The following is a 23,132-nucleotide window of genomic DNA, read 5'->3' on the forward strand; positions in this document are numbered from 1 at the left end:
TTCTGTGCAACGTGGTTAAAAGGTTCGGGCTTGCTTGCCCACGGCGTCAACCACCGTCCCTTCTGGTATCGACGTATCCTCTGCAACCTTTAGCCATTTTTTGAAAAATTTTTGCCCCTCCGCCAATGGCGAAAATAACGCGCTTTTTCCCTCTTCTATTACGCCATCGCCTTTTTCACTTTTTCGGTAAACTTTTTCTCCACTGGGCCGATAACGCAATAAGCGAATAACGTCATTAGTAAGGAGAAACACCAATGGCATCGATCAGTTCCTTAGGCATCGGCTCAGGACTCGACCTCAACGGTTTACTGGACAAACTCAGCAAGGCGGAACAACAGCGCCTGACGCCGTATACCACTCAGCAAACCAGCTATAACGCGCAGCTAACGGCTTACGGCACGTTAAAAAGCTCGCTGGAAAAATTCGATAACCTGAGCAAGGAGCTGGCCAAGCCGGAGTTTTTCAACAGCACCACCGCCACCAAGCACGACCAGTTCACCATCACCACCACCGATAAGGCGGTGCCGGGCAACTATAGCGTTGAAGTGCAGAAGCTGGCGCAGCCGCAAACCCTGACCACCCAGGCGACGATTACCGATCAACAGGAAAAACTGGGTACCGCTGGCAATAGCGATCGTTCCATTACGATCACCGCCGGTAATCCGCCGAAAGAGACCACGATTCCGCTGAGCGACGACCAGACCTCGCTGCTGGAGATGCGCGATGCCATCAACGGCGCCAAAGCCGGCGTTACCGCCAGCATCATGCGCGTCGGCGACAATGACTATCAGCTGGCGCTGAGCTCCACCAGCACCGGCGAGAAAAACACCGTGTCGGTGCAGGTGAATAACGACGATAAGCTCGGCGCCATCCTCAACTACGACAGCAATAGCAAAAGCGGCGCGATGAAGCAGACCGTTGCCGGACAGGATGCGGAGATTATCGTCAACGGCACCAAAATTAAGCGCAGCACCAACTCGATTGCCGATGCGCTGCAGGGCGTCACCATCGACCTGAAAACCACCACCAAAGCCGGCGAACCGCAAAACCTGGTGATCGGCATCGATAAAAGCGGCACCGCCGACAAAATTAAATCCTGGGTGGATAACTACAATTCGCTGCTCGACACCTTCGGCTCGCTGACTAAATACACCCCGGTGAAAAGCGGTGAAGCGCAAAGCGCCAAGAACGGCGCGCTGCTGGGCGATAACACCCTGCGCGGCATTCAGTCGTCGATTAAAAGCGCGCTCAGCGCCGCTCAGGACAACCCGGAGCTGAAAGGCCTTGGCAACCTCGGGATCTCAACTAATCCCAAAACCGGCAAGCTCGAAGTCGACAGCACCAAGCTCAATAAAGCGCTCGACGAGAAACCGGATCAGGTCGCCAACTTCTTCGCCGGCAACGGGACAGACACCGGGATGGCCACCGAAATCCATAATGAAATCCAGAACTATATTAAAGCGGGCGGCATCATCGAGAACTCGACCAAAAGCATTAACACCAATCTCGATCGCCTGAATATCCAGATCGACACCGTTTCCGATAGCATCCAGAACACTATCGATCGCTATAAACAACAGTTTGTTCAGTTGGATACCATGATGTCCAAGCTGAGCAGCACGGGTAACTACTTACAACAGCAGTTCTCGTCCCAGTAACCCTTAATCAGGTAATGAAACAGCATGTATAACCGTAGCGGCACGCAAGCCTACGCACAGGTCAGTCTGGAAAGCAGCGCGATGAGCGCCAGTCCGCACCAGTTAATCGTAATGTTGTTCGACGGGGCGCTTAACGCCCTGCTTCGCGCACGCATCCTGATGAATCAGGGGGATATCGCCGGTAAAGGCCTGGCACTGTCGAAGGCAATCAACATCATCGACAACGGGTTGAAAAGCGGCCTCGACCACCAGCAAGGCGGCGAAATCGCCGATAATCTGGCGGCGCTGTACGATTATATGAAGCGACGCCTGATGCAGGCCAACCTGCATAATGACGAAGCGGCGATCGTCGAAGTGGTCAAGCTGCTGGAAAATATCGCCGATGCCTGGCGGCAAATTGGGCCAAACTATCAACCTGCTCAGGGTACATTGTGATGGAACGCCAACAGCAGCTTTTAGCCGCCTATCAGCAGATCCATACCCTGAGCAGCCAGATGATTGCCCTGGCGCGCGCCGGGCAATGGGAAGCGCTGGTGGAAATGCAGTTTGCCTACGTGACGGCGGTTGAGAAAACCGCCGAATTTACCGGCAAAGCGGGGCCATCGCTGGCTCTGCAAGAGATGCTCAACGCTAAGTTGCAGCAGATTATCGACAACGAAGGGGTATTGAAAGGGCTATTGCAGCAGCGGATGGAGCAATTAAAAACGCTGATCGATCAATCCACTCGCCAGAACGCGGTCAACAACGCTTACGGCCAGTTCGACGATCGCTCGCTCCTGCTTGGCGAACTGCAGTCCGATAATGTGGTCGCCATCAAGAGCAAAAGCGAAGAATTACAATAACAACAACAGCCTCACAGCCAGATATTCCGGCCAGGAAGCGCATGATGGGTCTCACCAGGGCAATGCAGAGTGTTGCCTGGTAAGCCATCAGCGGATTTTACAGGAGTGAATAAGCAATAATATATAATCAATTATTTCATTTACGCTTCATACATTCATCAATTAAATATTCTAAACATCGCGACAGCTAAAATAAGCCACTCACAGGCTTAGGGAAATATGCCTGTAAAATACTCTGTGTTATCTTGACCGGGTTAATCTGATATCTGTCACGAGGATAAAATATGGATGTATTCCTCTGGAAATGAGCGCCCCTGCGTTGGCTCTTAAAGGTGTTTCATCAACGGTAAAAGGAATACAAATAGGCAATACCATATATGAAATTGATAATAAGTAATCACTCGATTTTCAAGTAGATAAGATAAGCTTTAAAAGCCATCGGGAAAGGTGTTAATTTCCAAACAGCAATCAGGATAAAAATAATGATTAGCGGATAAGTAAAATCATTACTTTCGAAGTTAAAAATCCACGAAACGACTATGGCAAAGGCAATACAAACAACAATAACGCCGCCCCAAAAACGTTTTCGTAAACTGTCGATCAAAGTAGCATAGGTTTCATTGTTACTTTCTTGCCGCGTCATGATTTCACGTAAGCGGGCAATCTCTTTATCGGTGAAGCCATGTTCACGAAGATCATCTTCTGTTAGCTGCTTTCCCACGCCAGGCTCCTCCATGCTGGTTATATATTTGTCCAACGTTTCCGACTGAAGATACTCGTTATATCGCTCAACCAAATGCTCAGGTGTCATGCAGACAGCCGGGTTTACCACAGTCCGTGGAATATTGCCCCTGAAGTTGCCAGGGGTCAAGCGCGCGCGTTCATGCCATACAACGATTTCACGCCTGAGCCGCCAGGATGCTGTCAGTTTAAAAGAGATGCGTTACGCTACCGCCCCGCCTTCATCTTCCCAACGGCAGACCATATGGTACATTTCCCGCTCGTCGTATTCATCGTGGAATCTATTCACAACACCCTCCAGAAGACCGTTAGCCATGCTCTAAGTTTAGTCACTGTTAAGGAGGGAGACAGATCAGAGGAAGTTGAAACGGCGGTTACTCGCTATCCTGTCGCCAGGTTTCATGAAACATCGCTATCGCGACAAAAGCTAAAACGACAAAAAATACAACGGTCTGAAGCCACAGCATAACGCCTCCGCGGAGCAAAATTTGCGCAGATTATTTGCCACCGGGCCGGGAAACGATAGTGAATTGCCATCCAAATTTAAATTTTCACCTTTCGCCGATAATACAAAGCAGATCTTTCTTGTACCTGACGGGGAGATACTAAATAACAGTAGAAACTTTTGGCGCTAAGCCAACGCTAAGGTAACAATCGTCGCAATGGTTCCCCAAAAGACCAACAAACCGAGAAAAATCCCAATCCAAACCTTACGCCGCAACTGATAGTCTACTTTTCCGGACATCTGCTATTCCAAATTAGAATTATTTTGGCAAGACCATACAGTTTGTAGTGGTAGTAGTCAGATCGTTTGTGTCGATCGATGAACAGCTATTGATCTGTATCCCCTATCAATAGTAATGATACTTCAGGCCCATTCATTCACCGGGTGAAAGAGCAAAATCAATGCAGAGGCGAGCAGTTTTTTGCCGTTATCGCCGTAAATAGACAAAACCGCCAGCGTTAGCATAGCGGTTTGCAGGAAGAAATTGCGCCGGGATTGTATAACTAAACCGGCATATTCATAATGTCCTGATAGGCCGCCACCAGCTTATTGCGCACCTGTACGCCCATCTGCAACGAAACTGAAGATTTCTGTAAATCGACCATCACATCATTCAGACTGATACCCGGCACGCCCAGCTCGAAGTTTTGCGCCTGTTGACGCGCGGCCTGCTGGGTATCGCTGATTTTACCCAGCGCGGCGGTCAATTCACTGGCAAAACTGACTCCCTGCGGTACGCTATTCTGCCCGTTATTTCCCGCCTGAATCGCCATCGCCTGCATCTGTTGCAGTACGCCTTCAATACCCTGAATCGCCATCTTTTCCTCAATACTGTCGTGATCGCCAGGCGCTATTTCACCCTGTACTTCTCCAATGCTGCACACCCTAACACAGCGATTTTTGCTTAAAGCGGTTAATTAGCCGCAAAAAACCCGGCTTATCGGGCAATCAGAATCATCTGATAAGACGAATAATGGCCTGCCCAGAAATGGGAGCGCCGCTATTGAGAAAAGATGTGTATCAGGGAGTCTGTTTTGTCACATAACGCTATCCATACCGTTCGTCAGCACGCCAGCGCGCGTCGCCGCCTGAACGCCAGCGAAGGATACCGCCAACCATGAGTGCCTCGTTATCCGCCGGCGAAAGCCGCGACAACGGCCTGCAGGCCATCTGGAGCCGTCTGCGCGCCAATCCAAAAATACCACTGCTGGTGGCCGCCTCCGCCGCTATCGCCATTATCGTCGCACTGCTGCTGTGGGCGAAAAGCCCGGATTATCGCGTGCTGTACAGCAACCTGAACGATCGCGACGGCGGCGCTATCGTCACCCAACTGACGCAGATGAACATCCCCTACCGCTTCGCCGAGAATGGCGCGGCGCTGATGATCCCGGCGGAGAAAGTGCATGAAACCCGTCTGCGTCTGGCGCAGCAGGGGCTGCCGAAGGGCGGCGCAGTTGGCTTCGAACTGCTGGATCAGGAAAAATTCGGCATCAGCCAGTTCAGCGAACAGATTAACTATCAACGCGCTCTTGAAGGCGAACTCTCACGCACTATCGAGTCGCTGGGGCCGGTGCAGAACGCGCGGGTGCACCTGGCGCTGCCGAAGCCCTCGCTGTTCGTCCGCGAGCAAAAATCCCCTTCCGCCTCTGTCACCCTGACGCTGCAGCCGGGCCGTGCGCTGGATGATGGCCAAATCAACGCTATCGTCTATATGGTATCGAGTAGCGTCGCCGGCCTGCCGGCTGGCAACGTCACCGTGGTCGATCAGGCAGGACGCCTGCTGACGCAGTCTGACGGCACCGGGCGCGACCTCAACGCCTCGCAGTTGAAATATGCCAGCGAAGTGGAAAGCGGCTATCAGCGACGCATTGAAACGATCCTGGCGCCGGTGGTCGGCAGCGCCAACGTTCGTGCTCAGGTGACCGCACAGATCGATTTCGCCTCCCGCGAGCAGACCGACGAACAGTACCAGCCGAACCAGCAGCCCGATAAAGCGGCGATCCGTTCGCAGCAAACCAGCAGCAACGAGCAAATCGGCGGACCGCAGGTGGGCGGTGTTCCTGGGGCGTTATCCAACCAGCCGAGCGCGCCGGCCACCGCGCCGATTGAAACCGCTAAACCGGCGGCCAATAACGCCAGCAACGCGACCAACACCCGTAGCGCCGCGGCCAACAGCGGCCCGTTAAGCACCCGACGCGACGCCACCACCAACTACGAACTCGATCGCACCATCCGCCATACCCAACAAAAAGCCGGGACGGTGGAGCGTCTGTCGGTCGCCGTGGTGGTGAACTACAGCCTCAACGCCGACGGCAAAGCGCAGCCGATGAGTAAAGAACAACTGGCGCAGATTGAAGCGCTGGTGCGCGAAGCGATGGGCTACTCCAGCAGCCGCGGCGATAGCCTGCAGGTGGTCAATACGCCATTTACCGACAATCAGATGACCGGCGGCGAGCTGCCGTTCTGGCAGAGCCAGGCGTTTATCGATTTGCTGCTCGAACTGGGACGTTATCTGCTGGTGCTGCTGGTCGGCTGGGTATTGTGGCGCAAGCTGATTAAGCCACAGCTGCAGCAGCGTCAGGCCGCACAGCAAGCCGCGGTCGCCGCCGCCAGCGCGCCGATCGCTAAAGCGAACGACAGCCATAAACCAAGCAATGAGGAGCTGGCGCTGCGCCGTAAATCGCAGCAGCGCGTCAGCGCAGAAGTCCAGAGCCAGCGCATCCGCGAACTGGCGGATAAAGATCCGCGGGTCGTCGCTCTGGTAATCCGCCAATGGATGAGTAACGAACTATGAGCCTGACCGGAACCGATAAAAGCGCCATTTTACTGATGACGCTGGGCGAAGACCGCGCGGCGGAGGTGCTCAAGCACCTCTCCTCCCGCGAAGTCCAGCTTTTGAGCGGCACCATGGCCGGCATGAGCCAGGTCTCGCATAAACAGCTCGGCGAGATCCTGTCTGAATTTGAAGACGATGCCGAACAGTTCGCCGCCCTGAGCGTCAACGCCAGCGACTATTTGCGTTCGGTGCTGGTGAAAGCGCTGGGCGAAGAGCGTGCCGCCAGCCTGCTGGAGGATATTCTCGAATCCCGCGAAACCACCTCCGGGATGGAAACGCTCAACTTTATGGAGCCGCAGAGCGCCGCCGACCTGATCCGCGATGAACACCCGCAGATCATCGCCACCATCCTGGTACACCTCAAGCGCGGCCAGGCGGCGGATATTCTGGCGCAGTTCGATGAGCGCCTGCGCAACGACGTAATGCTGCGTATCGCCACCTTCGGCGGCGTGCAGCCGGCGGCGCTGGCGGAGTTGACCGAAGTACTCAACAACCTGCTCGACGGCCAGAACCTCAAGCGCAGCAAAATGGGCGGAGTGCGTACCGCCGCCGAGATTATCAACCTGATGAAAACCCAGCAGGAAGAAGCCGTTATCGACGCGATGCGCGAATACGATGGCGAGCTGGCGCAGAAGATTATCGACGAGATGTTCCTGTTCGAAAACCTGGTGGAGGTCGACGATCGCAGTATCCAGCGCCTGCTGCAGGACGTGGACAGCGAATCGCTGCTGATTGCTCTGAAGGGCGCCGAGCAGCCGCTGCGCGAGAAGTTCCTCAAAAACATGTCCCAGCGCGCGGCCGATATTCTGCGCGACGATCTCGCCAACCGTGGGCCGGTGCGCATGTCGCAGGTGGAAAACGAACAGAAAGCGATTCTGCTGATAGTCAGACGGCTGGCGGAGAGCGGCGAAATGATTATTGGCGGCGGCGAGGACACCTATGTCTGATCGCATTAATTCCATGCCCTGGCAGCCCTGGTCACTCAACGACCTCGGCGACGCGGCGCCAGCTTTTGAACCGCCGCTACCGACGTTGGATAACGAAGCCTTGCAGCCTGACGCTCAGGCGGAACTGCAGCAGCAGCTTGCCGCCCTGCGCCTGCAGGCCGAGCAGCAAGGTCAGCAATCCGGTTATGCCGATGGCCAGCAAAAAGGCTATGAAGCCGGATTTCAGCAGGGACTTGAGGAGGGCCGCCAGCAGGGGCTGCTGGAAGCACAGCAGCAGCAACAGCCGCTGACCGACCACTGGCAGCAGCTGGTGAGCGAGTTTCAGCACACCCTTGATGCGCTCGATTCGGTCATCGCCTCACGCCTGATGCAGCTGGCGCTAACCGCCGCGAAACAGGTGCTTGGCCAGCCGCCGGTCTGCGACGGCACTGCCCTGCTGACGCAAATTCAACAGTTGATCCAGCAAGAACCGATGTTCAACGGCAAGCCGCAGCTGCGCGTACACCCGCAAGATTATGAGCGCGTTGAACAGCAGCTAGGCACCACCCTCAGCCTGCATGGCTGGCGGCTGCTGGCGGACGGCGATCTGCATCCCGGCGGCTGTAAGGTCAGCGCCGAGGAGGGCGATCTCGACGCCAGTCTCGCCACCCGCTGGCACGAATTGTGTCGCCTCGCCGCGCCGGGAGATCTGTGATGACCGCCCGTCTCGGCCGCTGGCTGAATTCGCTTGAAGCGCTGGAGCAGCGTATCGCCCGTACGCCGACCGTACGACGCTATGGCCGTCTGACCCGCGCCACCGGTCTGGTGCTGGAGGCCACCGGCCTGCAGCTGCCGCTCGGCGCAACCTGCCTTATCGAGCGTGACGGCGGCGGCGGCGTGCAGGAAGTGGAAAGCGAAGTGGTCGGCTTTAACGATCAGCGGCTGTATCTGATGCCGCTGGAAGAGGTCGAAGGGATTGTGCCAGGGGCGCGGGTTTACGCCCGCAGCGCGGCGGACGGCCAGCACGCTGGTAAACAACTGCCGCTGGGCCCGGCGCTGCTGGGACGCGTGCTCGACGGCGGCGCCAGACCGCTTGACGGTCTGCCCGCGCCGGAAACCGGCTATCGCGCGCCGCTGATTACCGCGCCGTTTAACCCGCTGCAGCGTACCCCTATCGAGCAGGTGCTGGACGTCGGCGTGCGCACCATCAACGGCCTGCTGACCGTTGGGCGCGGCCAACGTATGGGACTGTTCGCAGGCTCCGGCGTCGGTAAAAGCGTGCTGCTGGGCATGATGGCGCGCTACACCCAGGCCGACGTTATCGTCGTCGGCCTGATCGGCGAACGCGGCCGGGAAGTCAAAGACTTTATCGAGAATATTCTCGGCGCCGAAGGCCGCGCGCGTTCAGTGGTGATCGCCGCCCCGGCGGACGTATCGCCGCTGCTGCGCATGCAGGGCGCCGCTTACGCCACCCGCATCGCCGAAGATTTTCGCGATCGCGGCCAGCACGTGCTGCTGATCATGGATTCGCTCACCCGCTATGCGATGGCGCAGCGTGAAATCGCGCTGGCGATCGGCGAACCACCGGCTACCAAAGGCTATCCGCCATCGGTATTCGCCAAACTGCCGGCGCTGGTTGAACGCGCGGGCAACGGTATCAGCGGCGGCGGTTCGATCACCGCCTTCTATACCGTACTTACCGAAGGGGACGATCAGCAGGATCCGATCGCCGATTCGGCGCGCGCGATCCTCGATGGTCACGTGGTGCTGTCCAGACGGCTGGCGGAGGCCGGTCACTACCCGGCCATCGATATTGAAGCCTCGATCAGCCGCGCGATGACGTCGCTTATCGATGACGAACATTATCGCCGGGTACGCACCTTTAAACAGATGCTGGCCAGCTTCCAGCGCAACCGCGATTTAATAAGCGTCGGCGCCTATGCCGCCGGTAGCGACCCGCTGCTGGATAAAGCCATTACCCTGTATCCGCAAATGGAGACCTATCTGCAGCAGGGAATTTTCGAGCGCTGCGGTTATGACGAAGCCTGTCTGCAGCTACAGCAGTTGATTGTTTAACGCCATCGGAGACGCCACGCGATGAAAGCACAGTCCCCTTTGATTACCCTGCGCAATCTGGCCCAGGAGGCCGTCGAACAGGCGGCGCAGCGTTTGGGCCAGGCGCGCCAGGCGCAACAGGCCGCCGAGCAACAGCTGACGATGCTGCTTAACTATCAGGACGAGTACCGGCAGAAGCTCAACAGCACCCTTTCTGGCGGCATGGAAAGCTCGCGTTGGCAGAATTACCAGCAGTTCATTGCCACCCTCGAACAGGCTATCGAACAACAGCGCCAGCAGCTGCTGCAGTGGGGACAAAAGGTGGATCACGCCGTGAAGCAGTGGCAGGACCATCAGCAGCGGCTGAACGCCTACGATACCCTGCACACGCGCGCGCAAAACGCCGAACTGCAGTTGGAAAACAAACGTAATCAAAAATTGATGGATGAGTTCGCGCAACGCAGTACACAAAGGAATACCGCTTCATGAATCTCAATGCTTTGCCCGCCCTTAGCCTGCCCGGCGACACCAGCGCCCTGGCGGATCTGGCTCTCGATGACGCTCAGCTGTCATCTGCCTTTGCGCAACTGCTTGGCGCGCGCTTCACGCCCGCGCAAAGCGGCACGCTGCCGCCGCCGGCGCTGAGCGCCGACGATGAAAGCGCCCCGCCGCTAAGCCGTAACCAGCTTAACCAGCTGCTGGCCGCGCTTGGCGAACGCGGTGCGCTGCTGGTCAATGCGCTACCGGCATCGGCGGAAAACACCGTCGACGCAACAGCGAAAAAAGAGGATACGCGCCCGGATACGCCGCCGCTCAGCGAGGCGAAAACTTTAGATCCGGCGACGCTGCAGGCACTGTACGCCATGCTGCCGACGGCAATCGTCGCCCCGCCGCCGCAGACCGCGCTACCGCAGGCTCAACAACCAGCACCCAGCGGCGATAAAACCGCGCTCCGCATCGGCAACGCGGCGACTCAGCATGTCGTGAACCTGCCGGAAGGCGAGCCGGCGGCGAAACCGCAGCCGGGCACGGATCCCCTTAGCGGGCAAAATCTGCCTTCTCCTGTTGCGCAGGCCGCGGCCACGCCGCAGCACGATATGGCCGAACGTCCGGCGGAGAATACTTCGGCACAGCCAGCCGCCGTCGCTTTCGCCGCCGCCAGCCCCAGCCAGAGCGCCACGCCCGCCAGTGCGCTGGTAACCGCGCCGCCGACGCCGCAGCTTAATGCCCAGCTTGGTAGCCCGGAATGGCAGCAGGCGCTGAGCCAGCAGGTGCTGATGTTCCACCGCAACGGCCAACAGAGCGCCGAACTGCGCCTGCATCCGCAAGAGCTGGGGGCGCTGCAGATCACCCTGCAGCTCGACGATAAACAGGCGCAGCTGCACATCGCTTCCGCACACGGTCAGGTACGCGCGGCGGTCGAGGCGGCTATGCCGCAGCTACGTCACGCGCTGGCTGAGAGCGGAATCAACCTCGGTCAGAGCAGCGTTGGCGGCGAGGCGACGCCGCAGTGGCAGCAGCAAAACGGTAACGGTGAAGGCCGCGCCAGCTACGCTGAACGCCATGGCGGCGGCAGCGATGCCGCGCCGATTGAGCCAGTCAGCGCCCCGGCAGCCCTGCAGCGAATGGCCAACCAGCTCAACGGTGTCGATATTTTCGCCTGAGGGGCGCTAAACGGCCAATCTGGCCCCCATTTGCCCGTTTATTCCGGCTATTGCCTCGCGCGTTAGCCGCGATAATACCTTTATATGTCATACGTGCGGCGCCGCCGCGCGTGATGCCCGTCAGCAACGCGGCGGGCGGAACAACAGGAATTTGATTTGGCTATGTCTCAAAACTCCCTTCCGGCAACCGCGCCCAAACGCCCCTTACTGATCATCCTGCTGACGATCGTCGCCGTGGCCGCCTGCGCAGCCGCAGGTTACAGCTGGTGGCTGCTGCAACAGCGCGACGGCGGCGCGCAAACCGCCATCGAAAAGGAAAAACCGCCCGCGCCGCCAGTATTTATGCCGCTGGATACCTTCACCGTCAATCTGGTGACCCCGGACAACGATCCGGACCGCGTACTGTATATCGGCCTGACGCTGCGCCTGCCGGATGAAGCAACCCGCCGCCAGCTTAATGATTTCCTGCCGGAGGTACGCAGCCGCCTGCTGATGCTGCTTTCGCGTCAGGAGGCCGGTCACCTGGCGAATGAGCAGGGCAAGCAGCAGCTGGTCGCGCAGATCAAAGAGACGCTGAGCGCGCCGCTGGTTAAGGGACAACCGAAGCAGGTGGTCAGCGATGTGCTGTTCACCGCCTTCATACTGCGGTAATCACCATGGGCGATAGCATTCTTTCACAGGCAGAGATCGACGCCTTGCTCAACGGCGACAACACGGGCGACGAGCCCGAGACGGTTGTCGGCGGTAAAGAGAGCGAGGTTAAGCCTTACGATCCGAATACCCAGCGCCGCGTGGTGCGTGAACGCCTGCAGGCGCTGGAAATTATCAACGAGCGTTTTGCCCGGCAGTTCCGCATGGGATTGTTCAACCTGTTGCGCCGCAGCCCGGACATCACCGTCGGGCCGATTAAAATTCAGCCGTACCACGAGTTTGCCCGCAACCTGCCGGTGCCGACCAACCTTAACCTGGTACACCTGAACCCGCTGCGCGGCACCGCGCTGTTCGTCTTCGCGCCGAGCCTGGTGTTTATCGCCGTCGATAACCTGTTCGGCGGCGACGGGCGTTTCCCGACCAAGGTCGAAGGCCGCGAATTCACGCCCACCGAACAGCGGGTCATCAAACGCATGCTGCGCCTGGCGCTGGACGCCTACGGTGACGCATGGAGCGCAATCTATAAGATTGACGTCGAATATGTGCGTGCGGAAATGCAGGTCAAATTCACCAACATCACCACCTCGCCGAACGATATCGTGGTGACCACGCCGTTCCAGGTGGAGATTGGCGCGCTAAGCGGTGAATTCAATATCTGTATTCCTTTCGCCATGATTGAGCCGCTGCGTGAACTGCTGACCAATCCGCCGCTGGAGAATTCCCGCCAGGAAGATAGCCAGTGGCGCGAAACGTTGGTCAAGCAGGTGCAGCACTCTGAGCTGGAGCTGATTGCCAACTTCGTCGATATCCCGATGCGCTTATCGAAAATACTTAAGCTGCAGCCAGGCGACGTTTTACCGATAGATAAACCGGATCGCATTATCGCCCATGTCGACGGCGTGCCGGTGCTGACCAGCCAATATGGCACCTTAAACGGGCAGTACGCCCTTCGTGTTGAACACTTGATTAACCCTATTTTGAATGCTCTGAGTGAGGAACAGCCCAATGAGTGATCCTAAGCAACCGTCTGGCGCAGGAAAGGAATCCGTAGACGATCTGTGGGCTGATGCGCTTAATGAACAACAGTCGTCTGAGAAATCCAGCGCCACCACCGATGGGGTGTTCAAATCGCTGGAGGCCCAGGATGCGCTCGGCAGCCTGCAGGATATCGATCTGATCCTCGATATTCCGGTGAAGCTGACCGTTGAACTGGGGCGCACCAAAATGACGATTAAAGAGCTGCTGCGCCTGTCGCAGGGATCGGTTGTCGCGCTGGATGGCCTGGCGGGCGAACCGCTGGATATCCTGATCAACGGCTATCTGATAGCCCAGGGCGAAGTGGTGGTGGTGGCCGATAAATTCGGTGTACGCATTACCGATATCATTACCCCGTCCGAACGTATGCGTCGGTTGAGCCGCTAATGACCGCCCCCGTTACCGTGCAGGCCAGCCAACCGGTTACCGAACCGGCAGTATCCGGCGGCGCGGCGCTCATGCAGGTAAGCAGCGCGCTCGGCGCGATTCTGCTCCTGATCCTGCTGGCCGGTTGGTTGTTCCGCCGTCTCGGCTTTGCGCCGCAGGCGCGCAACGGCCGGTTGCTTCACCTGCGCGCCAGCTGCCAGGTTGGCCAGCGCGAGCGCGTGGTGGTGGTAGAAGTCGATAATACCCTGCTGGTGCTGGGCGTCACCGCCCAGCAGATCACCCCGCTTCATCAGTTCCCGGCGCCGCCGCGCGATGAAAATACTCCGGCGGTCACGCCTGCGAACGACTTCCGCCAGCTGATGCAAAACGTCCTCAAACGCCCGGAAAAATAGCCATGTTCCCTACTCTGTTCGCTTGCCTTCGCCGTCGGGCGCCGTGGCTCGCCGCCGCGTTACTGCTGCTGAGCCCTGCCGCCTTCGCACAGCTGCCGGGGCTTATCAGTCAGCCGCTGGCCAACGGCGGCCAGAGCTGGTCGCTGCCGGTACAGACGCTGGTGCTGTTGACCTCGCTGACCTTCCTGCCGGCGATGCTGCTGATGATGACCAGTTTTACCCGCATCATCATCGTACTGGGTCTGCTGCGTAACGCGCTGGGCACGCCTTCCGCGCCGCCGAACCAGGTGATGCTCGGGCTGGCGCTGTTCCTGACCTTCTTTATCATGTCGCCGGTGTTCGACAAGGTCTATCAGGAGGCGTACCTGCCCTTCAGTCAGGACAAGATCGGCCTTGATACGGCGCTGGATAAAGGCGCGCAGCCGCTGCGCGAATTTATGCTACGCCAGACGCGCGAAAGCGACCTGGCGCTGTACGCTCGTCTGGCCAACCAGCCGCCGCTGGCCGGGCCGGAGGCGGTACCGATGCGTATTCTGCTGCCCGCTTACGTCACCAGCGAACTGAAAACCGCCTTCCAGATTGGTTTTACGGTGTTTATTCCGTTCCTGATTATCGATTTAGTGGTCGCCAGCGTGCTGATGGCGCTGGGGATGATGATGGTGCCGCCGGCGACGATCTCGCTGCCGTTTAAGTTAATGCTTTTTGTGCTGGTGGATGGCTGGCAGCTGCTGCTGGGCTCGCTGGCGCAGAGCTTCTATTCCTGAACCGCGGAGAACAATCATGACGCCGGAATCCGTGATGGCCATTGGCACCGAAGCGATGAAGGTCGCCCTGGCGCTGGCCGCCCCGCTGCTGCTGGCGGCGCTAATCAGCGGGCTGGTGGTCAGCCTGCTGCAGGCCGCCACCCAGATTAACGAGATGACCCTATCGTTCATCCCCAAAATTCTCGCGGTAGTGGCGACGATTATTATCGCCGGACCGTGGATGCTGAACCTGCTGCTGGACTATATGCGCACATTATTCAGCAACCTGCCTAATATTATCGGCTAGCCGTGATCCCCTTTGACAGCGCCCAGCTTAGCGAATGGCTCAGCCAGTATTTCTGGCCGCTGCTGCGTATTCTGGCCCTCATCAGCACCGCGCCGGTGTTGAGTGAAAAGCAGATAAGCAAAAAGGTAAAAATCGGCCTCGGCGGCCTGATTGCGATACTGATCGCCCCAACGCTGCCGGCCAACACGATCCCCATTATCTCTGCTGCCGGTTTATGGCTGGCGATTCAGCAGATCCTGATCGGCGCGGCGCTGGGGCTAACGATGCAGCTGGCTTTCGCCGCGGTACGCCTCGCCGGCGAAGTCATCGGCATGCAGATGGGGCTATCGTTCGCCACCTTCTTCGACCCCAGCGGCGGCCCCAATATGCCGGTGCTGGCGCGGCTGCTGAACCTGCTGGCAATGCTGCTGTTTTTAAGCTTTGACGGCCACCTGTGGCTGATCTCGCTGCTGGCCGACAGTTTCCATACCCTGCCGATCCAGAGCCAGCCGCTGAACGGCAACGGTTTCCTGGCGCTCGCCCAACTGGGTTCATTAATCTTTATCAACGGTATGATGCTGGCGTTACCGCTGATTTGTCTGTTGCTCACGCTCAATATCGCCCTGGGTCTGCTCAACCGTATGACGCCGCAGCTATCGGTATTCGTGATCGGTTTCCCGGTGACCATGACCTTTGGCATTATGACCCTCGGCATGATGATGCCGATGCTGGCCCCCTTCTGCGAACACCTGTTTGGCGAGATGTTCGATCGCCTGGCGGCCGTTATCGGCGGTATGACGTTTTAACCTTGCCGTTATTTCCCTCTTTTTCGCCGGACAAAATGGCAATAAAAACCGTTTACTGGGATAAAAGCCTGGAAAAACGTTTTTATTGCTACTAAGGTCCGAATGTTCATAGCGGCTTGAATTAAAAAATAGCCACCCTACAATAAAGCCTGAATTTAATTGTTAGTGAATTTTATTTTTTAGAAAAATTGAAACCTCGGGAAACGCAGAATATTTTCATGCGTGGGTTTAGTGCATCTTTAATAAAATAAGGAGCGACATCATGATTAAGGCGAAAGGTAACCGTATAGCGCGGCGCATATTAGGCCTGCCCCACTGGGAAAGTAACCGATTTAAAATCGTGCTGGCCGACACTGCAGCTGGCGGAAAATGGAAAGTGGTGAAGAAAAAGAAATAATCCTGACTGGCAATTGATCTATTCGCAACATAATTCCAAATTGCACAGTGCGGTAGCCCCGGTAAGCGCTAGCGCCACCGGGGATTTTGAGGCCACCCACACAGGCAGTTTCAGTTCGCAATGGTACGTTCCGTAGGTCGGGTAAGGCGTTAGCCGCTACCCGACAAAAATATTCCTGCCGGTTTCCATTCTAAATTTGACCATCAAAGATATAGATATTGCCTGATTCGGAAAAATAAAAGAGTTAATAATATAGTCAAGGAAAAACAACGCCTCTTTACTCTATAATTGCTTTCTTTAAACGAATACGCTCACACAGCATGACGCAGCGCCCGTATTCCCTTTCCAGTCTGACGACGCAGCAGCGCAAGCAGCGTTGACACTTCCGAATAACCCACGTCAGCGGTAATCGTCTCAATATCTTTCCCCTCGGCAAGCAGCTGCTTTACTCGTTCGACCCGCAATTGCTGAAAAAAAGCCAACGGTGATTTACCCAGCGCGGCCTCCGTTCTGCGCTGCAAGGTTCGTGGATGCACGTTAAGCGCACCGGCGGCCGCCTGCAGGGAAAATCCCTGCGCCAGATGCGCCCGCGACCAGTGCTCAAAGCGGTTTATCAGGTCATCGGCATGCTGAGGATAACCTGCCGGCAGGCGTGAAACCTGAGGATGGCGGATATCAGCCGCCATCGCTGTCGTCAGCAAATCCGCAAGCGGCGGGCTGCTCTGGCGAATCAACCACAGCGCCAGCTCCACATGGCCCATCATAGCGCCGGGAAGCATTGGCGGGGCCGCATTGAGCCATGACGTTGTGGCGGCCTGCTCATTGAGCAAACGGCTATCAGCCAGGATGAAGGTATTTAAACAGGCAGCGGCAATTTTAACGCCGTGCTTCGCCATGTTTTGCAAAAACCGCTTAGCGGCAGCAATTTCGTGCCAGCCATCCGGTGGCGATTGTCGTGCGTGAACGTTGATCGCCGGCACCACAATCCAGTCGGGATAATCCAAACCCGATGCCTGATGAGCAGGAATACTCAGCCCATGGGCTGATTTAACCTGCCCGGTCATTGCAATCATTTGCACCTCAAAGCGAGAAATATTCATGCTCTGGCGTCGCGCCATATCATTGGCCGCGGCGAACGTATCCAGCAACGTCGCTAAGCCGGTGTCGAAAACGCCATCCAGAGCCAGAATATTTATCTTCATGTCGTTAATGGTATTGAAATTGTCATTTTTGCATATGGTTCTATTTTAACCTTAGCCATAGACTTTCCTCTATCGTTATTAATTACCAGAGCCAAATAACATGAAAAATAACCCTGAACTGCTTATCCTTACGTTAATTTGTCTGCTAACGGTTATGATGTGGATCCCCTATATTATTGCCAGAGTCACGCGTGCTAACGTCGCGCCCGCAGCGGGTAATGGCCATTCGCCATCAATCGGGACGGCGCCCTGGGCGCAGCGTGCGCAAAAGGCGCACGCCAACGCGGTAGAAAACCTCGTTATTTTTGCCCCACTAGTTGTGGCCGCCGCGTTGCTTAACGTCAATAACGCCATAACGTTAATTGCGGCTAAAATTTATTTGCTCGCGCGCATCGTCCATTATATTGCGTATACCGCCGGGATCCCCGTTATCCGGACTCTCGCCTTTCAGACCGGTTTTGTCGCGACGGTTACTATTGCGATAGTTATTTTAAGTTCCGTTTTTTGAGGTTAAAAACTCCCGGCGTTCTCTGCCAACGCCAGGCTTTGTAGCGCCGTCTTCAGCCATTTGGTTGCCCCTCGCTGGCCGCCGCGTTTATGGGAATAGATCTTCACGGTGAACGGGCTGATGGCGAACGGCAAAGGAAAAATCGCGATCGGGGCGGCATGAAGGAACTTCTCTGCGGCATAACGAGGAATCGCCATTAACAGATCGCTTTGCGCCACAATAAACGGCGCGCTAAGCATTGAGGGGGTTTTGAGCGCTATCTGCCGGGTATAGCCTAATTCCTGCAGACGTAAATCCAACACCCCCTGCTTTTCGTTCCACGGCGTGACCACCAGATGGCGCGCGGCGAGATAATCCGCCAGCGTCAGCGCCGTGCGACGGGTATGGCTGATAACCACATACTCATCCTCAAACCAGTCAATTTCCTCGAGTTCATGATGACGAATATCTTCAGCGGTGCTGAAGCCCAGCGCCAGATCCACCTCCCCCGCCAGTAGCTCCGTCAGCGCCGGGCTATGTGGCAAATAACGGAGCTCAAAACGCAGGCCCGGCGCTTCATGCTGCAGCTTTTGCATTAGCGCAGGGAAAATGCATAACGCGGTGAAATCGGTAATGGCTATCTGGATCCGCTCTGTGCTGTCGGCGGCACTAAACTCTGGCTGTCGCGTGAGTTCCTGATTAAGCAATTTTAATACTGAAGCGATGGAGGGCGCGAGCTGCGTGGTATAGACGCTCGGGCACATCCGATGCCCTTCGCGAAAAAACAACGGATCGTTCAGCGCCACGCGCAGCCGCGACAGCGCGTGGCTCAACGCGGAGGTACTCATCGCCAGCTCATCGGCGGCGAGACGAACGGAACTGTGGCGATAGATGGCATCAAAAACAAGCAACAGATTGAGATCGAGGCGTCTGAGCGCCGGATGCATAATATTCATCATTGGGTGATTTCATTGCACTTAATTCTTCTGACAATACCCCCTATGCTTAGCGTCATCAATATCATTAACGTGTGAATACGACAGGAACAATAATGAGTATTACGATTCGACAGGCCCGTCCGGACGATGCTTCTGCCATCTACAACATGATTTATGAGCTGGCGGTGTATGAAAAAGCCCCGCAGGAAGTGGTTACTACCCCCGACGAGATCCGCGAAACCTTGTTTGGCGACGACAGTAAGACCGAAGCGCTGATCTGCGAAATTGACGGTAAAACGGCGGGCTATGCCGTGTTCTTCACCAGCTATTCAACCTGGCTCGGACGCAACGGTATTTATATGGAAGATTTGTATATCTCACCGGATTATCGCGGCCAGGGCGCGGGTCGAGCGCTGCTAAAAACCATTGCCCGGTATGCGGTTGCGCGCCGCTGCGGACGCCTTGAGTGGAGCGTGCTGGACTGGAACCAGCCGGCCATTGATTTTTACCTCAGTATTGGCGCCGCGGCGCAAAGCGAATGGGTCCGCTATCGCCTCGATGGCGAAGCGCTGGTTAATTTTGCGGAGCAATAACATTGCTCACAGCATCACTCAGCTTGCTCTTTGCAAAAAGCACAGCAGCCCCGAAAGAGCGGAGCTGCTGGAAGACAAGTTAGTACGCTGTTTCAGTCTGCGATGAATCCTGCACTACCTGTAGAATATTGGCCGCGGCGGCGGTACCCATTTTGACGTAAGAGGCGTCGCTTACGCCGCCAACGTGCGGAGACAGAATGACATTTTCGACCCGCTCCCAGATGTGCGGCGTAGTGAGTGGTTCGTTGTTAAAGCTATCGAGCGCCGCCCAGCGCAACGCCCCCCCTTTTAATGCCGCTGCCAGCGCTGCATCGTCGATTAATCCGCCCCGCGCGGTATTAACCAGGATGGCGCCGGGTTTACACTGTGCCAGCGTAACGGCATTTATCATTCCCCGATTTTGCGGCGTTAAGGGACAATGAAGGGAGACAACATCAGCCTGCGCGAGAAGGTCTTCGAGTACATCAACACGTTCGCATCCGGGAGGAACCGTGGCGGCATAAGGATCGTAAGCCAACACCTTCATACCGAAGGCGCCGGCAATTTTCGCCACCCGACTGCCAATCGCCCCCAGACCAATCAGCCCCAGCGTTTTGCCTTCCAGTTCGAGCGATTTATGCGTCGATTTATCCCAGTGCCCTTCGCGCAGGCGGCGGTCAAGCGGAATGATTGACTTGGCACAGGCCAGAATTAATGCCCAGGCGTGTTCTGAAACCGCCGCGGCGTTAGCGCCTGTCGCCGCGCGAACCATGATGCCGCGCGCCGCCGCCGCTTCGACGTCAATGACATCAATGCCGCTGCCATGCTTGGAAATGACCTTCAACGCCGGAGCGGCATCCATCACAGATGCCGTAATCTTGCCATAGCGCACTAATATGGCGACCGGATTATGCTGCTGACATAATTCTGTCAGTTGGTTTTCTGTTGGTTGGCGGCCAGCAAACACGAGCTCATAATCTTCCAGCATGCCGAGCGCCGCTTCGGCCAAATCGCTGCCGGTTACCAGTACGACTTTTTTAGCGCTCATGGCAATGCCTCCCCTTCGCTCAGCATACCCGCCTGACGCAACGCATTCTCCAGCCAGTGTGGGCGAAGATCGCCATCGTGGATAGCCGACAGACGTTTGACTTCCCCTTCCAGTTTACCTTTCGCCAGCTCAATGATGGTGCCTACTTCATCGCGGGGGATAACCACCACGCCGTCAATATCCCCTACCACCAGGTCACCCGCCTGCACTGCGGCGCCCGCGACCGAAATAGCATGATTGACCCGGCCTGGAATGAACTTGGTGGGACCACACGGATTAAGACCGGCTGCGAAAACAGGAAAGCTTTGTTTACTTAAGGTTTCAGCATCGCGAACTGCGCCGTCAATGATGATACCTGCGATGCCGCTGGCCTGCGCCTGCGTGGCCATGATCTCACCCAGTAAAGCGCAGGAGAGATCGCCCTTGCCGTCTATCACTAACACATCGCCAGGTTTGGCGACGGCCATCGCCGCGTGAATAGCCAGATTATCTCCCGGACGGACCTCTACGGTAATCGCCGGGCCGGCCACTGCCATGTGTGGCGCCAGTGGCTTGATACGGCCATGTAATGTGCCGCGTCGTCCGGCCACGTCGGCGAGAATCGCCGCCTGATATTCAGCGGCCTGACGGACCTCCTCCGCGCTAACGCGTTCAATATCCACATTGATTAATTTCTGTTGTGATGCAGGCATGGTTAGTCTCCATTTGTTTTACTATGTACAACACATATGTACTATATAAAACAACTATACGAGCATTGCTTCTCTTTTCGCCAGCGCTGAGAGCGTGTTTGTGATGTAAACACGATGTTAATCACAAAATTCAGGTACAATTTTGTTCGGCCAAAAGGAGAAAATGATGGGGAATGAAGGCGTAATTGCCGTTGAAAAGGCGCTCGCTTTACTGGATTGCTTCCGGCCCGGTAATGACAGCCTGACGTTAACTGAGCTGGCGCAGCTTTCGGGATACCACAAAACCACCGTTTATCGCTTAATGAATTCGCTTGAGCGTATGAACTACATTATCCGGCATGATGATGGCACCTATACGCTCGGCCACCGTCTGCTCTATCTCGGCAAGCTTTATGAGCAATCATTTCAGCTTGCGAGAATTGTACAACCGGAATTGCAGGCGCTGTCTCAGGCCTCCAGTGAAAGCGCGAGCTGGTATGTGATAGAGGGCGGCCAACGCCTGTGTCTGTTCCGCGCCGAAGCGTCAGAGGGATTACGCCATAGCAACCTGCCCGGCAGTCAATTTCCACTGGATGGCTCCGCGATCAGCAAAGTTTTACGTCATTGGGGACTGGGTGAGGCGCTGTCGGAAGACGAAGAAACGCTGCCGTTCTATACCTCTGGCGCGCGCGATCCGCACACCGCGGCCTTCGCGATGCCGGTTTTTGGCGTCCACGATAACCCCATCGCGGCACTGGCGCTGACAGGACCGTCATCGCGTCTGACTGCGGACCGCAAAGAGAGCGGCCTCAGCCAGCTAATGCGCGAGACGGCCAACCGCCTGTCGATCAAGTTAGGAGCCAGTAAATCCTTCTGCGAGACGTTTTACGATATAAAAGAATAACGTATGTTGAAAAGGCGGGAAAAATCCCGCCTTTGCTTATTAATGGGTGACCGGTTTTTCCTGACCGGCAGGCTGCGAGTAACGGCGTCCCATGATCAGCACCGCGATACCGCCTGCCAGGCACAAGCCAGCCAGTGGTAGCATCGCCAGCGTATGGCTTCCTGTCTGTTCGCTAATCACACCATAGGCATTCACCATCACCACTCCGCCAATCAGATTAGCTATCGCGCCGATTGCCGCCAGCCCCGCGGCGGCTGAGGTGCTGCTCATCCAGCCTGAGGCCAGCGCCCAGAATGGCCCCTTCGCCGAATAAGCGCCAATTAATATGGTACTGAGAATAACAATGGTAATCGGCAGCGAGAGATTGATGAACGCCGCGAACACGCCAGCCGCAATCATAAAGAGGGTGAGAGCCGTGTGCCAGCGACGTTCATTAGTGCGATCCGAACTCCGACCCCAGACAATCATCAGCACCGAGGCCAGGCCATAGGGGATAGCATTAAGCAGCCCGGTAGTCAGGTTATCAAGATGGAAAGACTTCAGTAGCTGTGGCGACCAGACGCTAAGCGTGGTGCCAGCAGACGACGCGCCGGCATAAATCAGCGCCATGAGCCAGATTTGGCGGTGCTTCAACAGCTGCCATGTGCTGATGTGGCCGATCTGTTTCTGCTGTTGACGCTCTGCCTGAAGGGTGTTTTCCAGCCACGCTTTCTGCCGCTCGTTCAACCAGCCAGCCTGATGTGGGCGGTCCCGCAGGATAAAAAATGCGGCTATCCCCAGCAGCACCGCAGGCAGCCCCTCAATAATGAATAACAGATGCCAGCCGCGCAGCCCAAACCAGCCATCCAGCGTCAGGATCAAACCTGAAAGCGGTGAGCCAATAAAGTTAGCCAGCGGAATGGCCACCATAAAAGAGGCAATAATACGCGCACGGTAACGCGAAGGGATCCACCAGGTAAGATAGAGCACCACGCCTGGGAAAAAGCCCGCTTCCGCCGCTCCCAGCAGAAAACGCACGATATAAAGGGAGGTTGTATTTTGCACCAGCGCCATACACATCGATACCACTCCCCAACTGATCATAATCCGCGGGAGCCACAATCTTGCCCCGACCTTCTGCATCGCCAGGTTGCTGGGTACCTCAAATATAAAGTAGGCGACAAAATATAAGCTGCTGGCGAAGCCAAAAGCCGCCTTGCTCAGGCCCAGATCTTCATTCATCTGTAGCGCAGCCATACCTATATTGCCCCGGTCAATAATCGAGACCAGATAGCTTACGACCAGAAAAGGCAGGATGCGCCAGATAACCCGCCGCATGGTCTCTTTTTCCAGCGCATCGTTGTCGATAGCGCTATTCGGTGATTGATCGGTCATTGTTTCCTCGCA

At 56.4% G+C, this 23,132-nt stretch carries 28 protein-coding genes; 20 read left to right on the forward strand and 8 right to left on the reverse strand.

Annotated features, from left to right (window positions below; translation table 11 throughout):
* Positions 1–15 precede the first annotated feature (15 nt).
* The gene (locus ABLU78_RS20970) at positions 16–261 is read right to left on the reverse strand and encodes a hypothetical protein (protein ID WP_015367282.1); all 246 of its coding nucleotides are present in this window, start codon (positions 259–261) and stop codon (positions 16–18) included.
* On the opposite strand from ABLU78_RS20970, the gene fliD reads away from it, so the two are divergent.
* From fliD to fliT, 3 genes are read left to right on the forward strand one after another with little or no spacing between them, the layout of a single operon-like run.
* On the forward strand, positions 255–1,658 hold the full coding sequence (fliD, locus tag ABLU78_RS20975; RefSeq protein ID WP_032714212.1) for a flagellar filament capping protein FliD: 1,404 nt from the start codon (positions 255–257) through the stop codon (positions 1,656–1,658). The genes ABLU78_RS20970 and fliD overlap by 7 nt on opposite strands.
* 24 nt (positions 1,659–1,682) lie before the next feature.
* Entirely contained in the window at positions 1,683–2,093 is a 411-nt protein-coding gene (fliS, locus tag ABLU78_RS20980; RefSeq protein ID WP_015704959.1) for a flagellar export chaperone FliS, read from the forward strand.
* Positions 2,093–2,500 carry a flagella biosynthesis regulatory protein FliT gene (gene fliT / locus ABLU78_RS20985; protein ID WP_032714211.1) on the forward strand — a complete coding sequence of 136 codons (408 nt, stop codon included), beginning with the start codon at positions 2,093–2,095 and terminating at the stop codon, positions 2,498–2,500. The genes fliS and fliT overlap by 1 nt, the downstream gene beginning before the upstream one ends.
* A 397-nt stretch (positions 2,501–2,897) precedes the next feature.
* On the opposite strand, the gene ABLU78_RS20990 is transcribed toward fliT, so the two are convergent.
* Both ABLU78_RS20990 and fliE read right to left on the reverse strand, forming a co-directional pair.
* Complete coding sequence (locus ABLU78_RS20990; RefSeq protein WP_046884172.1) at positions 2,898–3,221, reverse strand: hypothetical protein; 324 nt, start codon at positions 3,219–3,221, stop codon at positions 2,898–2,900.
* Positions 3,222–4,249: 1,028 nt separating this feature from the next.
* A complete protein-coding gene (gene fliE, locus ABLU78_RS20995) occupies positions 4,250–4,564 on the reverse strand; it encodes a flagellar hook-basal body complex protein FliE (protein WP_015367290.1) in 315 nt (104 codons plus the stop codon).
* A 299-nt stretch (positions 4,565–4,863) separates the two neighbouring features.
* On the opposite strand from fliE, the gene fliF reads away from it, so the two are divergent.
* The 14 genes from fliF to sra all read left to right on the forward strand — a co-directional run bounded on the left by fliF (position 4,864) and on the right by sra (position 15,924).
* A complete protein-coding gene (gene fliF, locus ABLU78_RS21000; RefSeq protein WP_032707714.1) occupies positions 4,864–6,540 on the forward strand; it encodes a flagellar basal-body MS-ring/collar protein FliF in 1,677 nt (558 codons plus the stop codon).
* A complete protein-coding gene (gene fliG / locus ABLU78_RS21005; protein ID WP_015367292.1) occupies positions 6,537–7,529 on the forward strand; it encodes a flagellar motor switch protein FliG in 993 nt (330 codons plus the stop codon). The genes fliF and fliG overlap by 4 nt, the downstream gene beginning before the upstream one ends.
* The gene (gene fliH, locus ABLU78_RS21010) at positions 7,522–8,223 is read left to right on the forward strand and encodes a flagellar assembly protein FliH (RefSeq protein ID WP_015704954.1); all 702 of its coding nucleotides are present in this window, start codon (positions 7,522–7,524) and stop codon (positions 8,221–8,223) included. The genes fliG and fliH overlap by 8 nt, the downstream gene beginning before the upstream one ends.
* Positions 8,223–9,584, forward strand: coding sequence for a flagellar protein export ATPase FliI (gene fliI, locus ABLU78_RS21015; RefSeq protein WP_015704953.1), 1,362 nt, complete (start codon positions 8,223–8,225; stop codon positions 9,582–9,584). The genes fliH and fliI overlap by 1 nt, the downstream gene beginning before the upstream one ends.
* Before the next feature lie 21 nt (positions 9,585–9,605).
* Positions 9,606–10,052: a flagellar export protein FliJ gene (gene fliJ, locus ABLU78_RS21020; RefSeq protein ID WP_015367295.1), complete on the forward strand. Its 447-nt coding sequence runs from the start codon at positions 9,606–9,608 to the stop codon at positions 10,050–10,052.
* Positions 10,049–11,227, forward strand: a complete 1,179-nt coding sequence (locus tag ABLU78_RS21025; protein WP_048228628.1) for a flagellar hook-length control protein FliK — start codon at positions 10,049–10,051, stop codon at positions 11,225–11,227. Before fliJ ends, ABLU78_RS21025 begins: the two co-directional genes overlap by 4 nt.
* A 162-nt stretch (positions 11,228–11,389) precedes the next feature.
* Positions 11,390–11,878: a flagellar basal body-associated protein FliL gene (gene fliL, locus ABLU78_RS21030; RefSeq protein WP_015367297.1), complete on the forward strand. Its 489-nt coding sequence runs from the start codon at positions 11,390–11,392 to the stop codon at positions 11,876–11,878.
* 5 nt (positions 11,879–11,883) lie between these two features.
* The gene (fliM, locus tag ABLU78_RS21035; protein ID WP_015367298.1) at positions 11,884–12,891 is read left to right on the forward strand and encodes a flagellar motor switch protein FliM; all 1,008 of its coding nucleotides are present in this window, start codon (positions 11,884–11,886) and stop codon (positions 12,889–12,891) included.
* On the forward strand, positions 12,884–13,300 hold the full coding sequence (fliN, locus tag ABLU78_RS21040) for a flagellar motor switch protein FliN (protein ID WP_015367299.1): 417 nt from the start codon (positions 12,884–12,886) through the stop codon (positions 13,298–13,300). The genes fliM and fliN overlap by 8 nt, the downstream gene beginning before the upstream one ends.
* Entirely contained in the window at positions 13,300–13,692 is a 393-nt protein-coding gene (fliO, locus tag ABLU78_RS21045) for a flagellar biosynthetic protein FliO (RefSeq protein WP_042892813.1), read from the forward strand. Before fliN ends, fliO begins: the two co-directional genes overlap by 1 nt.
* Before the next feature lie 2 nt (positions 13,693–13,694).
* Positions 13,695–14,456, forward strand: a complete 762-nt coding sequence (gene fliP / locus ABLU78_RS21050) for a flagellar type III secretion system pore protein FliP (RefSeq protein ID WP_020079205.1) — start codon at positions 13,695–13,697, stop codon at positions 14,454–14,456.
* Positions 14,457–14,472: 16 nt separating this feature from the next.
* On the forward strand, positions 14,473–14,742 hold the full coding sequence (gene fliQ / locus ABLU78_RS21055) for a flagellar biosynthesis protein FliQ (protein WP_015367302.1): 270 nt from the start codon (positions 14,473–14,475) through the stop codon (positions 14,740–14,742).
* A 2-nt stretch (positions 14,743–14,744) separates the two neighbouring features.
* Positions 14,745–15,527: a flagellar biosynthetic protein FliR gene (gene fliR / locus ABLU78_RS21060; protein ID WP_015367303.1), complete on the forward strand. Its 783-nt coding sequence runs from the start codon at positions 14,745–14,747 to the stop codon at positions 15,525–15,527.
* A 262-nt stretch (positions 15,528–15,789) separates the two neighbouring features.
* The gene (sra, locus tag ABLU78_RS21065; RefSeq protein ID WP_015367304.1) at positions 15,790–15,924 is read left to right on the forward strand and encodes a stationary-phase-induced ribosome-associated protein; all 135 of its coding nucleotides are present in this window, start codon (positions 15,790–15,792) and stop codon (positions 15,922–15,924) included.
* 311 nt (positions 15,925–16,235) lie between these two features.
* On the opposite strand, the gene ABLU78_RS21070 is transcribed toward sra, so the two are convergent.
* Positions 16,236–17,126 carry a helix-turn-helix domain-containing protein gene (locus ABLU78_RS21070; RefSeq protein ID WP_142966259.1) on the reverse strand — a complete coding sequence of 297 codons (891 nt, stop codon included), beginning with the start codon at positions 17,124–17,126 and terminating at the stop codon, positions 16,236–16,238.
* A 100-nt stretch (positions 17,127–17,226) separates the two neighbouring features.
* Here ABLU78_RS21070 and ABLU78_RS21075 point away from each other — a divergent pair, with 100 nt between their 5' ends.
* A complete protein-coding gene (locus ABLU78_RS21075; protein ID WP_048228626.1) occupies positions 17,227–17,634 on the forward strand; it encodes an MAPEG family protein in 408 nt (135 codons plus the stop codon).
* 2 nt (positions 17,635–17,636) lie between these two features.
* Here ABLU78_RS21075 and ABLU78_RS21080 read toward each other — a convergent pair whose 3' ends face one another.
* Positions 17,637–18,572 carry a LysR family transcriptional regulator gene (locus tag ABLU78_RS21080; RefSeq protein ID WP_048228625.1) on the reverse strand — a complete coding sequence of 312 codons (936 nt, stop codon included), beginning with the start codon at positions 18,570–18,572 and terminating at the stop codon, positions 17,637–17,639.
* A 92-nt stretch (positions 18,573–18,664) separates the two neighbouring features.
* Between ABLU78_RS21080 and ABLU78_RS21085 the strand changes: the two genes are divergently transcribed.
* A complete protein-coding gene (locus tag ABLU78_RS21085; protein WP_015704946.1) occupies positions 18,665–19,144 on the forward strand; it encodes a GNAT family N-acetyltransferase in 480 nt (159 codons plus the stop codon).
* A gap of 79 nt (positions 19,145–19,223) precedes the next feature.
* Here the strand turns inward: ABLU78_RS21085 and ABLU78_RS21090 are convergent, their stop codons facing one another.
* Positions 19,224–20,171, reverse strand: a complete 948-nt coding sequence (locus tag ABLU78_RS21090) for a hydroxyacid dehydrogenase (protein WP_015704945.1) — start codon at positions 20,169–20,171, stop codon at positions 19,224–19,226.
* The gene (locus tag ABLU78_RS21095) at positions 20,168–20,863 is read right to left on the reverse strand and encodes a demethylmenaquinone methyltransferase (RefSeq protein ID WP_015367310.1); all 696 of its coding nucleotides are present in this window, start codon (positions 20,861–20,863) and stop codon (positions 20,168–20,170) included. The genes ABLU78_RS21090 and ABLU78_RS21095 overlap by 4 nt, the downstream gene beginning before the upstream one ends.
* 166 nt (positions 20,864–21,029) lie before the next feature.
* Between ABLU78_RS21095 and ABLU78_RS21100 the strand changes: the two genes are divergently transcribed.
* Positions 21,030–21,746, forward strand: a complete 717-nt coding sequence (locus ABLU78_RS21100) for an IclR family transcriptional regulator (RefSeq protein ID WP_015704943.1) — start codon at positions 21,030–21,032, stop codon at positions 21,744–21,746.
* 39 nt (positions 21,747–21,785) lie between these two features.
* Here ABLU78_RS21100 and ABLU78_RS21105 read toward each other — a convergent pair whose 3' ends face one another.
* On the reverse strand, positions 21,786–23,120 hold the full coding sequence (locus ABLU78_RS21105; RefSeq protein ID WP_032711338.1) for an MFS transporter: 1,335 nt from the start codon (positions 23,118–23,120) through the stop codon (positions 21,786–21,788).
* Positions 23,121–23,132: the final 12 nt, after the last annotated feature.

The organism is Klebsiella sp. JN_Kp122 (genome assembly GCF_040062085.1).
Lineage (GTDB): Bacteria > Pseudomonadota > Gammaproteobacteria > Enterobacterales > Enterobacteriaceae > Klebsiella > Klebsiella aerogenes.

What these genes read in the sequence shown, in the direction of transcription:
- fliH (WP_015704954.1), top strand. Translation starts at nt 7,522, where the DNA reads ATGTCTGATCGCATTAATTCCATGCCCTGGCAGCCCTGGTCACTCAAC.
- ABLU78_RS21105 (WP_032711338.1), bottom strand. Translation starts at nt 23,120, where the DNA reads ATGACCGATCAATCACCGAATAGCGCTATCGACAACGATGCGCTGGAA.
- fliL (WP_015367297.1), top strand. Translation starts at nt 11,390, where the DNA reads ATGTCTCAAAACTCCCTTCCGGCAACCGCGCCCAAACGCCCCTTACTG.
- fliD (WP_032714212.1), top strand. Translation starts at nt 255, where the DNA reads ATGGCATCGATCAGTTCCTTAGGCATCGGCTCAGGACTCGACCTCAAC.
- ABLU78_RS21100 (WP_015704943.1), top strand. Translation starts at nt 21,030, where the DNA reads ATGGGGAATGAAGGCGTAATTGCCGTTGAAAAGGCGCTCGCTTTACTG.
- ABLU78_RS21025 (WP_048228628.1), top strand. Translation starts at nt 10,049, where the DNA reads ATGAATCTCAATGCTTTGCCCGCCCTTAGCCTGCCCGGCGACACCAGC.
- ABLU78_RS21085 (WP_015704946.1), top strand. Translation starts at nt 18,665, where the DNA reads ATGAGTATTACGATTCGACAGGCCCGTCCGGACGATGCTTCTGCCATC.
- fliI (WP_015704953.1), top strand. Translation starts at nt 8,223, where the DNA reads ATGACCGCCCGTCTCGGCCGCTGGCTGAATTCGCTTGAAGCGCTGGAG.
- ABLU78_RS20970 (WP_015367282.1), bottom strand. Translation starts at nt 261, where the DNA reads ATGCCATTGGTGTTTCTCCTTACTAATGACGTTATTCGCTTATTGCGT.
- fliP (WP_020079205.1), top strand. Translation starts at nt 13,695, where the DNA reads ATGTTCCCTACTCTGTTCGCTTGCCTTCGCCGTCGGGCGCCGTGGCTC.
- ABLU78_RS21095 (WP_015367310.1), bottom strand. Translation starts at nt 20,863, where the DNA reads ATGCCTGCATCACAACAGAAATTAATCAATGTGGATATTGAACGCGTT.
- fliJ (WP_015367295.1), top strand. Translation starts at nt 9,606, where the DNA reads ATGAAAGCACAGTCCCCTTTGATTACCCTGCGCAATCTGGCCCAGGAG.
- fliF (WP_032707714.1), top strand. Translation starts at nt 4,864, where the DNA reads ATGAGTGCCTCGTTATCCGCCGGCGAAAGCCGCGACAACGGCCTGCAG.
- ABLU78_RS21080 (WP_048228625.1), bottom strand. Translation starts at nt 18,572, where the DNA reads ATGATGAATATTATGCATCCGGCGCTCAGACGCCTCGATCTCAATCTG.
- fliN (WP_015367299.1), top strand. Translation starts at nt 12,884, where the DNA reads ATGAGTGATCCTAAGCAACCGTCTGGCGCAGGAAAGGAATCCGTAGAC.
- fliQ (WP_015367302.1), top strand. Translation starts at nt 14,473, where the DNA reads ATGACGCCGGAATCCGTGATGGCCATTGGCACCGAAGCGATGAAGGTC.
- fliM (WP_015367298.1), top strand. Translation starts at nt 11,884, where the DNA reads ATGGGCGATAGCATTCTTTCACAGGCAGAGATCGACGCCTTGCTCAAC.
- fliE (WP_015367290.1), bottom strand. Translation starts at nt 4,564, where the DNA reads ATGGCGATTCAGGGTATTGAAGGCGTACTGCAACAGATGCAGGCGATG.
- ABLU78_RS21075 (WP_048228626.1), top strand. Translation starts at nt 17,227, where the DNA reads ATGAAAAATAACCCTGAACTGCTTATCCTTACGTTAATTTGTCTGCTA.
- sra (WP_015367304.1), top strand. Translation starts at nt 15,790, where the DNA reads ATGATTAAGGCGAAAGGTAACCGTATAGCGCGGCGCATATTAGGCCTG.
- fliT (WP_032714211.1), top strand. Translation starts at nt 2,093, where the DNA reads ATGGAACGCCAACAGCAGCTTTTAGCCGCCTATCAGCAGATCCATACC.
- fliO (WP_042892813.1), top strand. Translation starts at nt 13,300, where the DNA reads ATGACCGCCCCCGTTACCGTGCAGGCCAGCCAACCGGTTACCGAACCG.
- fliS (WP_015704959.1), top strand. Translation starts at nt 1,683, where the DNA reads ATGTATAACCGTAGCGGCACGCAAGCCTACGCACAGGTCAGTCTGGAA.
- ABLU78_RS21090 (WP_015704945.1), bottom strand. Translation starts at nt 20,171, where the DNA reads ATGAGCGCTAAAAAAGTCGTACTGGTAACCGGCAGCGATTTGGCCGAA.
- ABLU78_RS21070 (WP_142966259.1), bottom strand. Translation starts at nt 17,126, where the DNA reads ATGAAGATAAATATTCTGGCTCTGGATGGCGTTTTCGACACCGGCTTA.
- fliG (WP_015367292.1), top strand. Translation starts at nt 6,537, where the DNA reads ATGAGCCTGACCGGAACCGATAAAAGCGCCATTTTACTGATGACGCTG.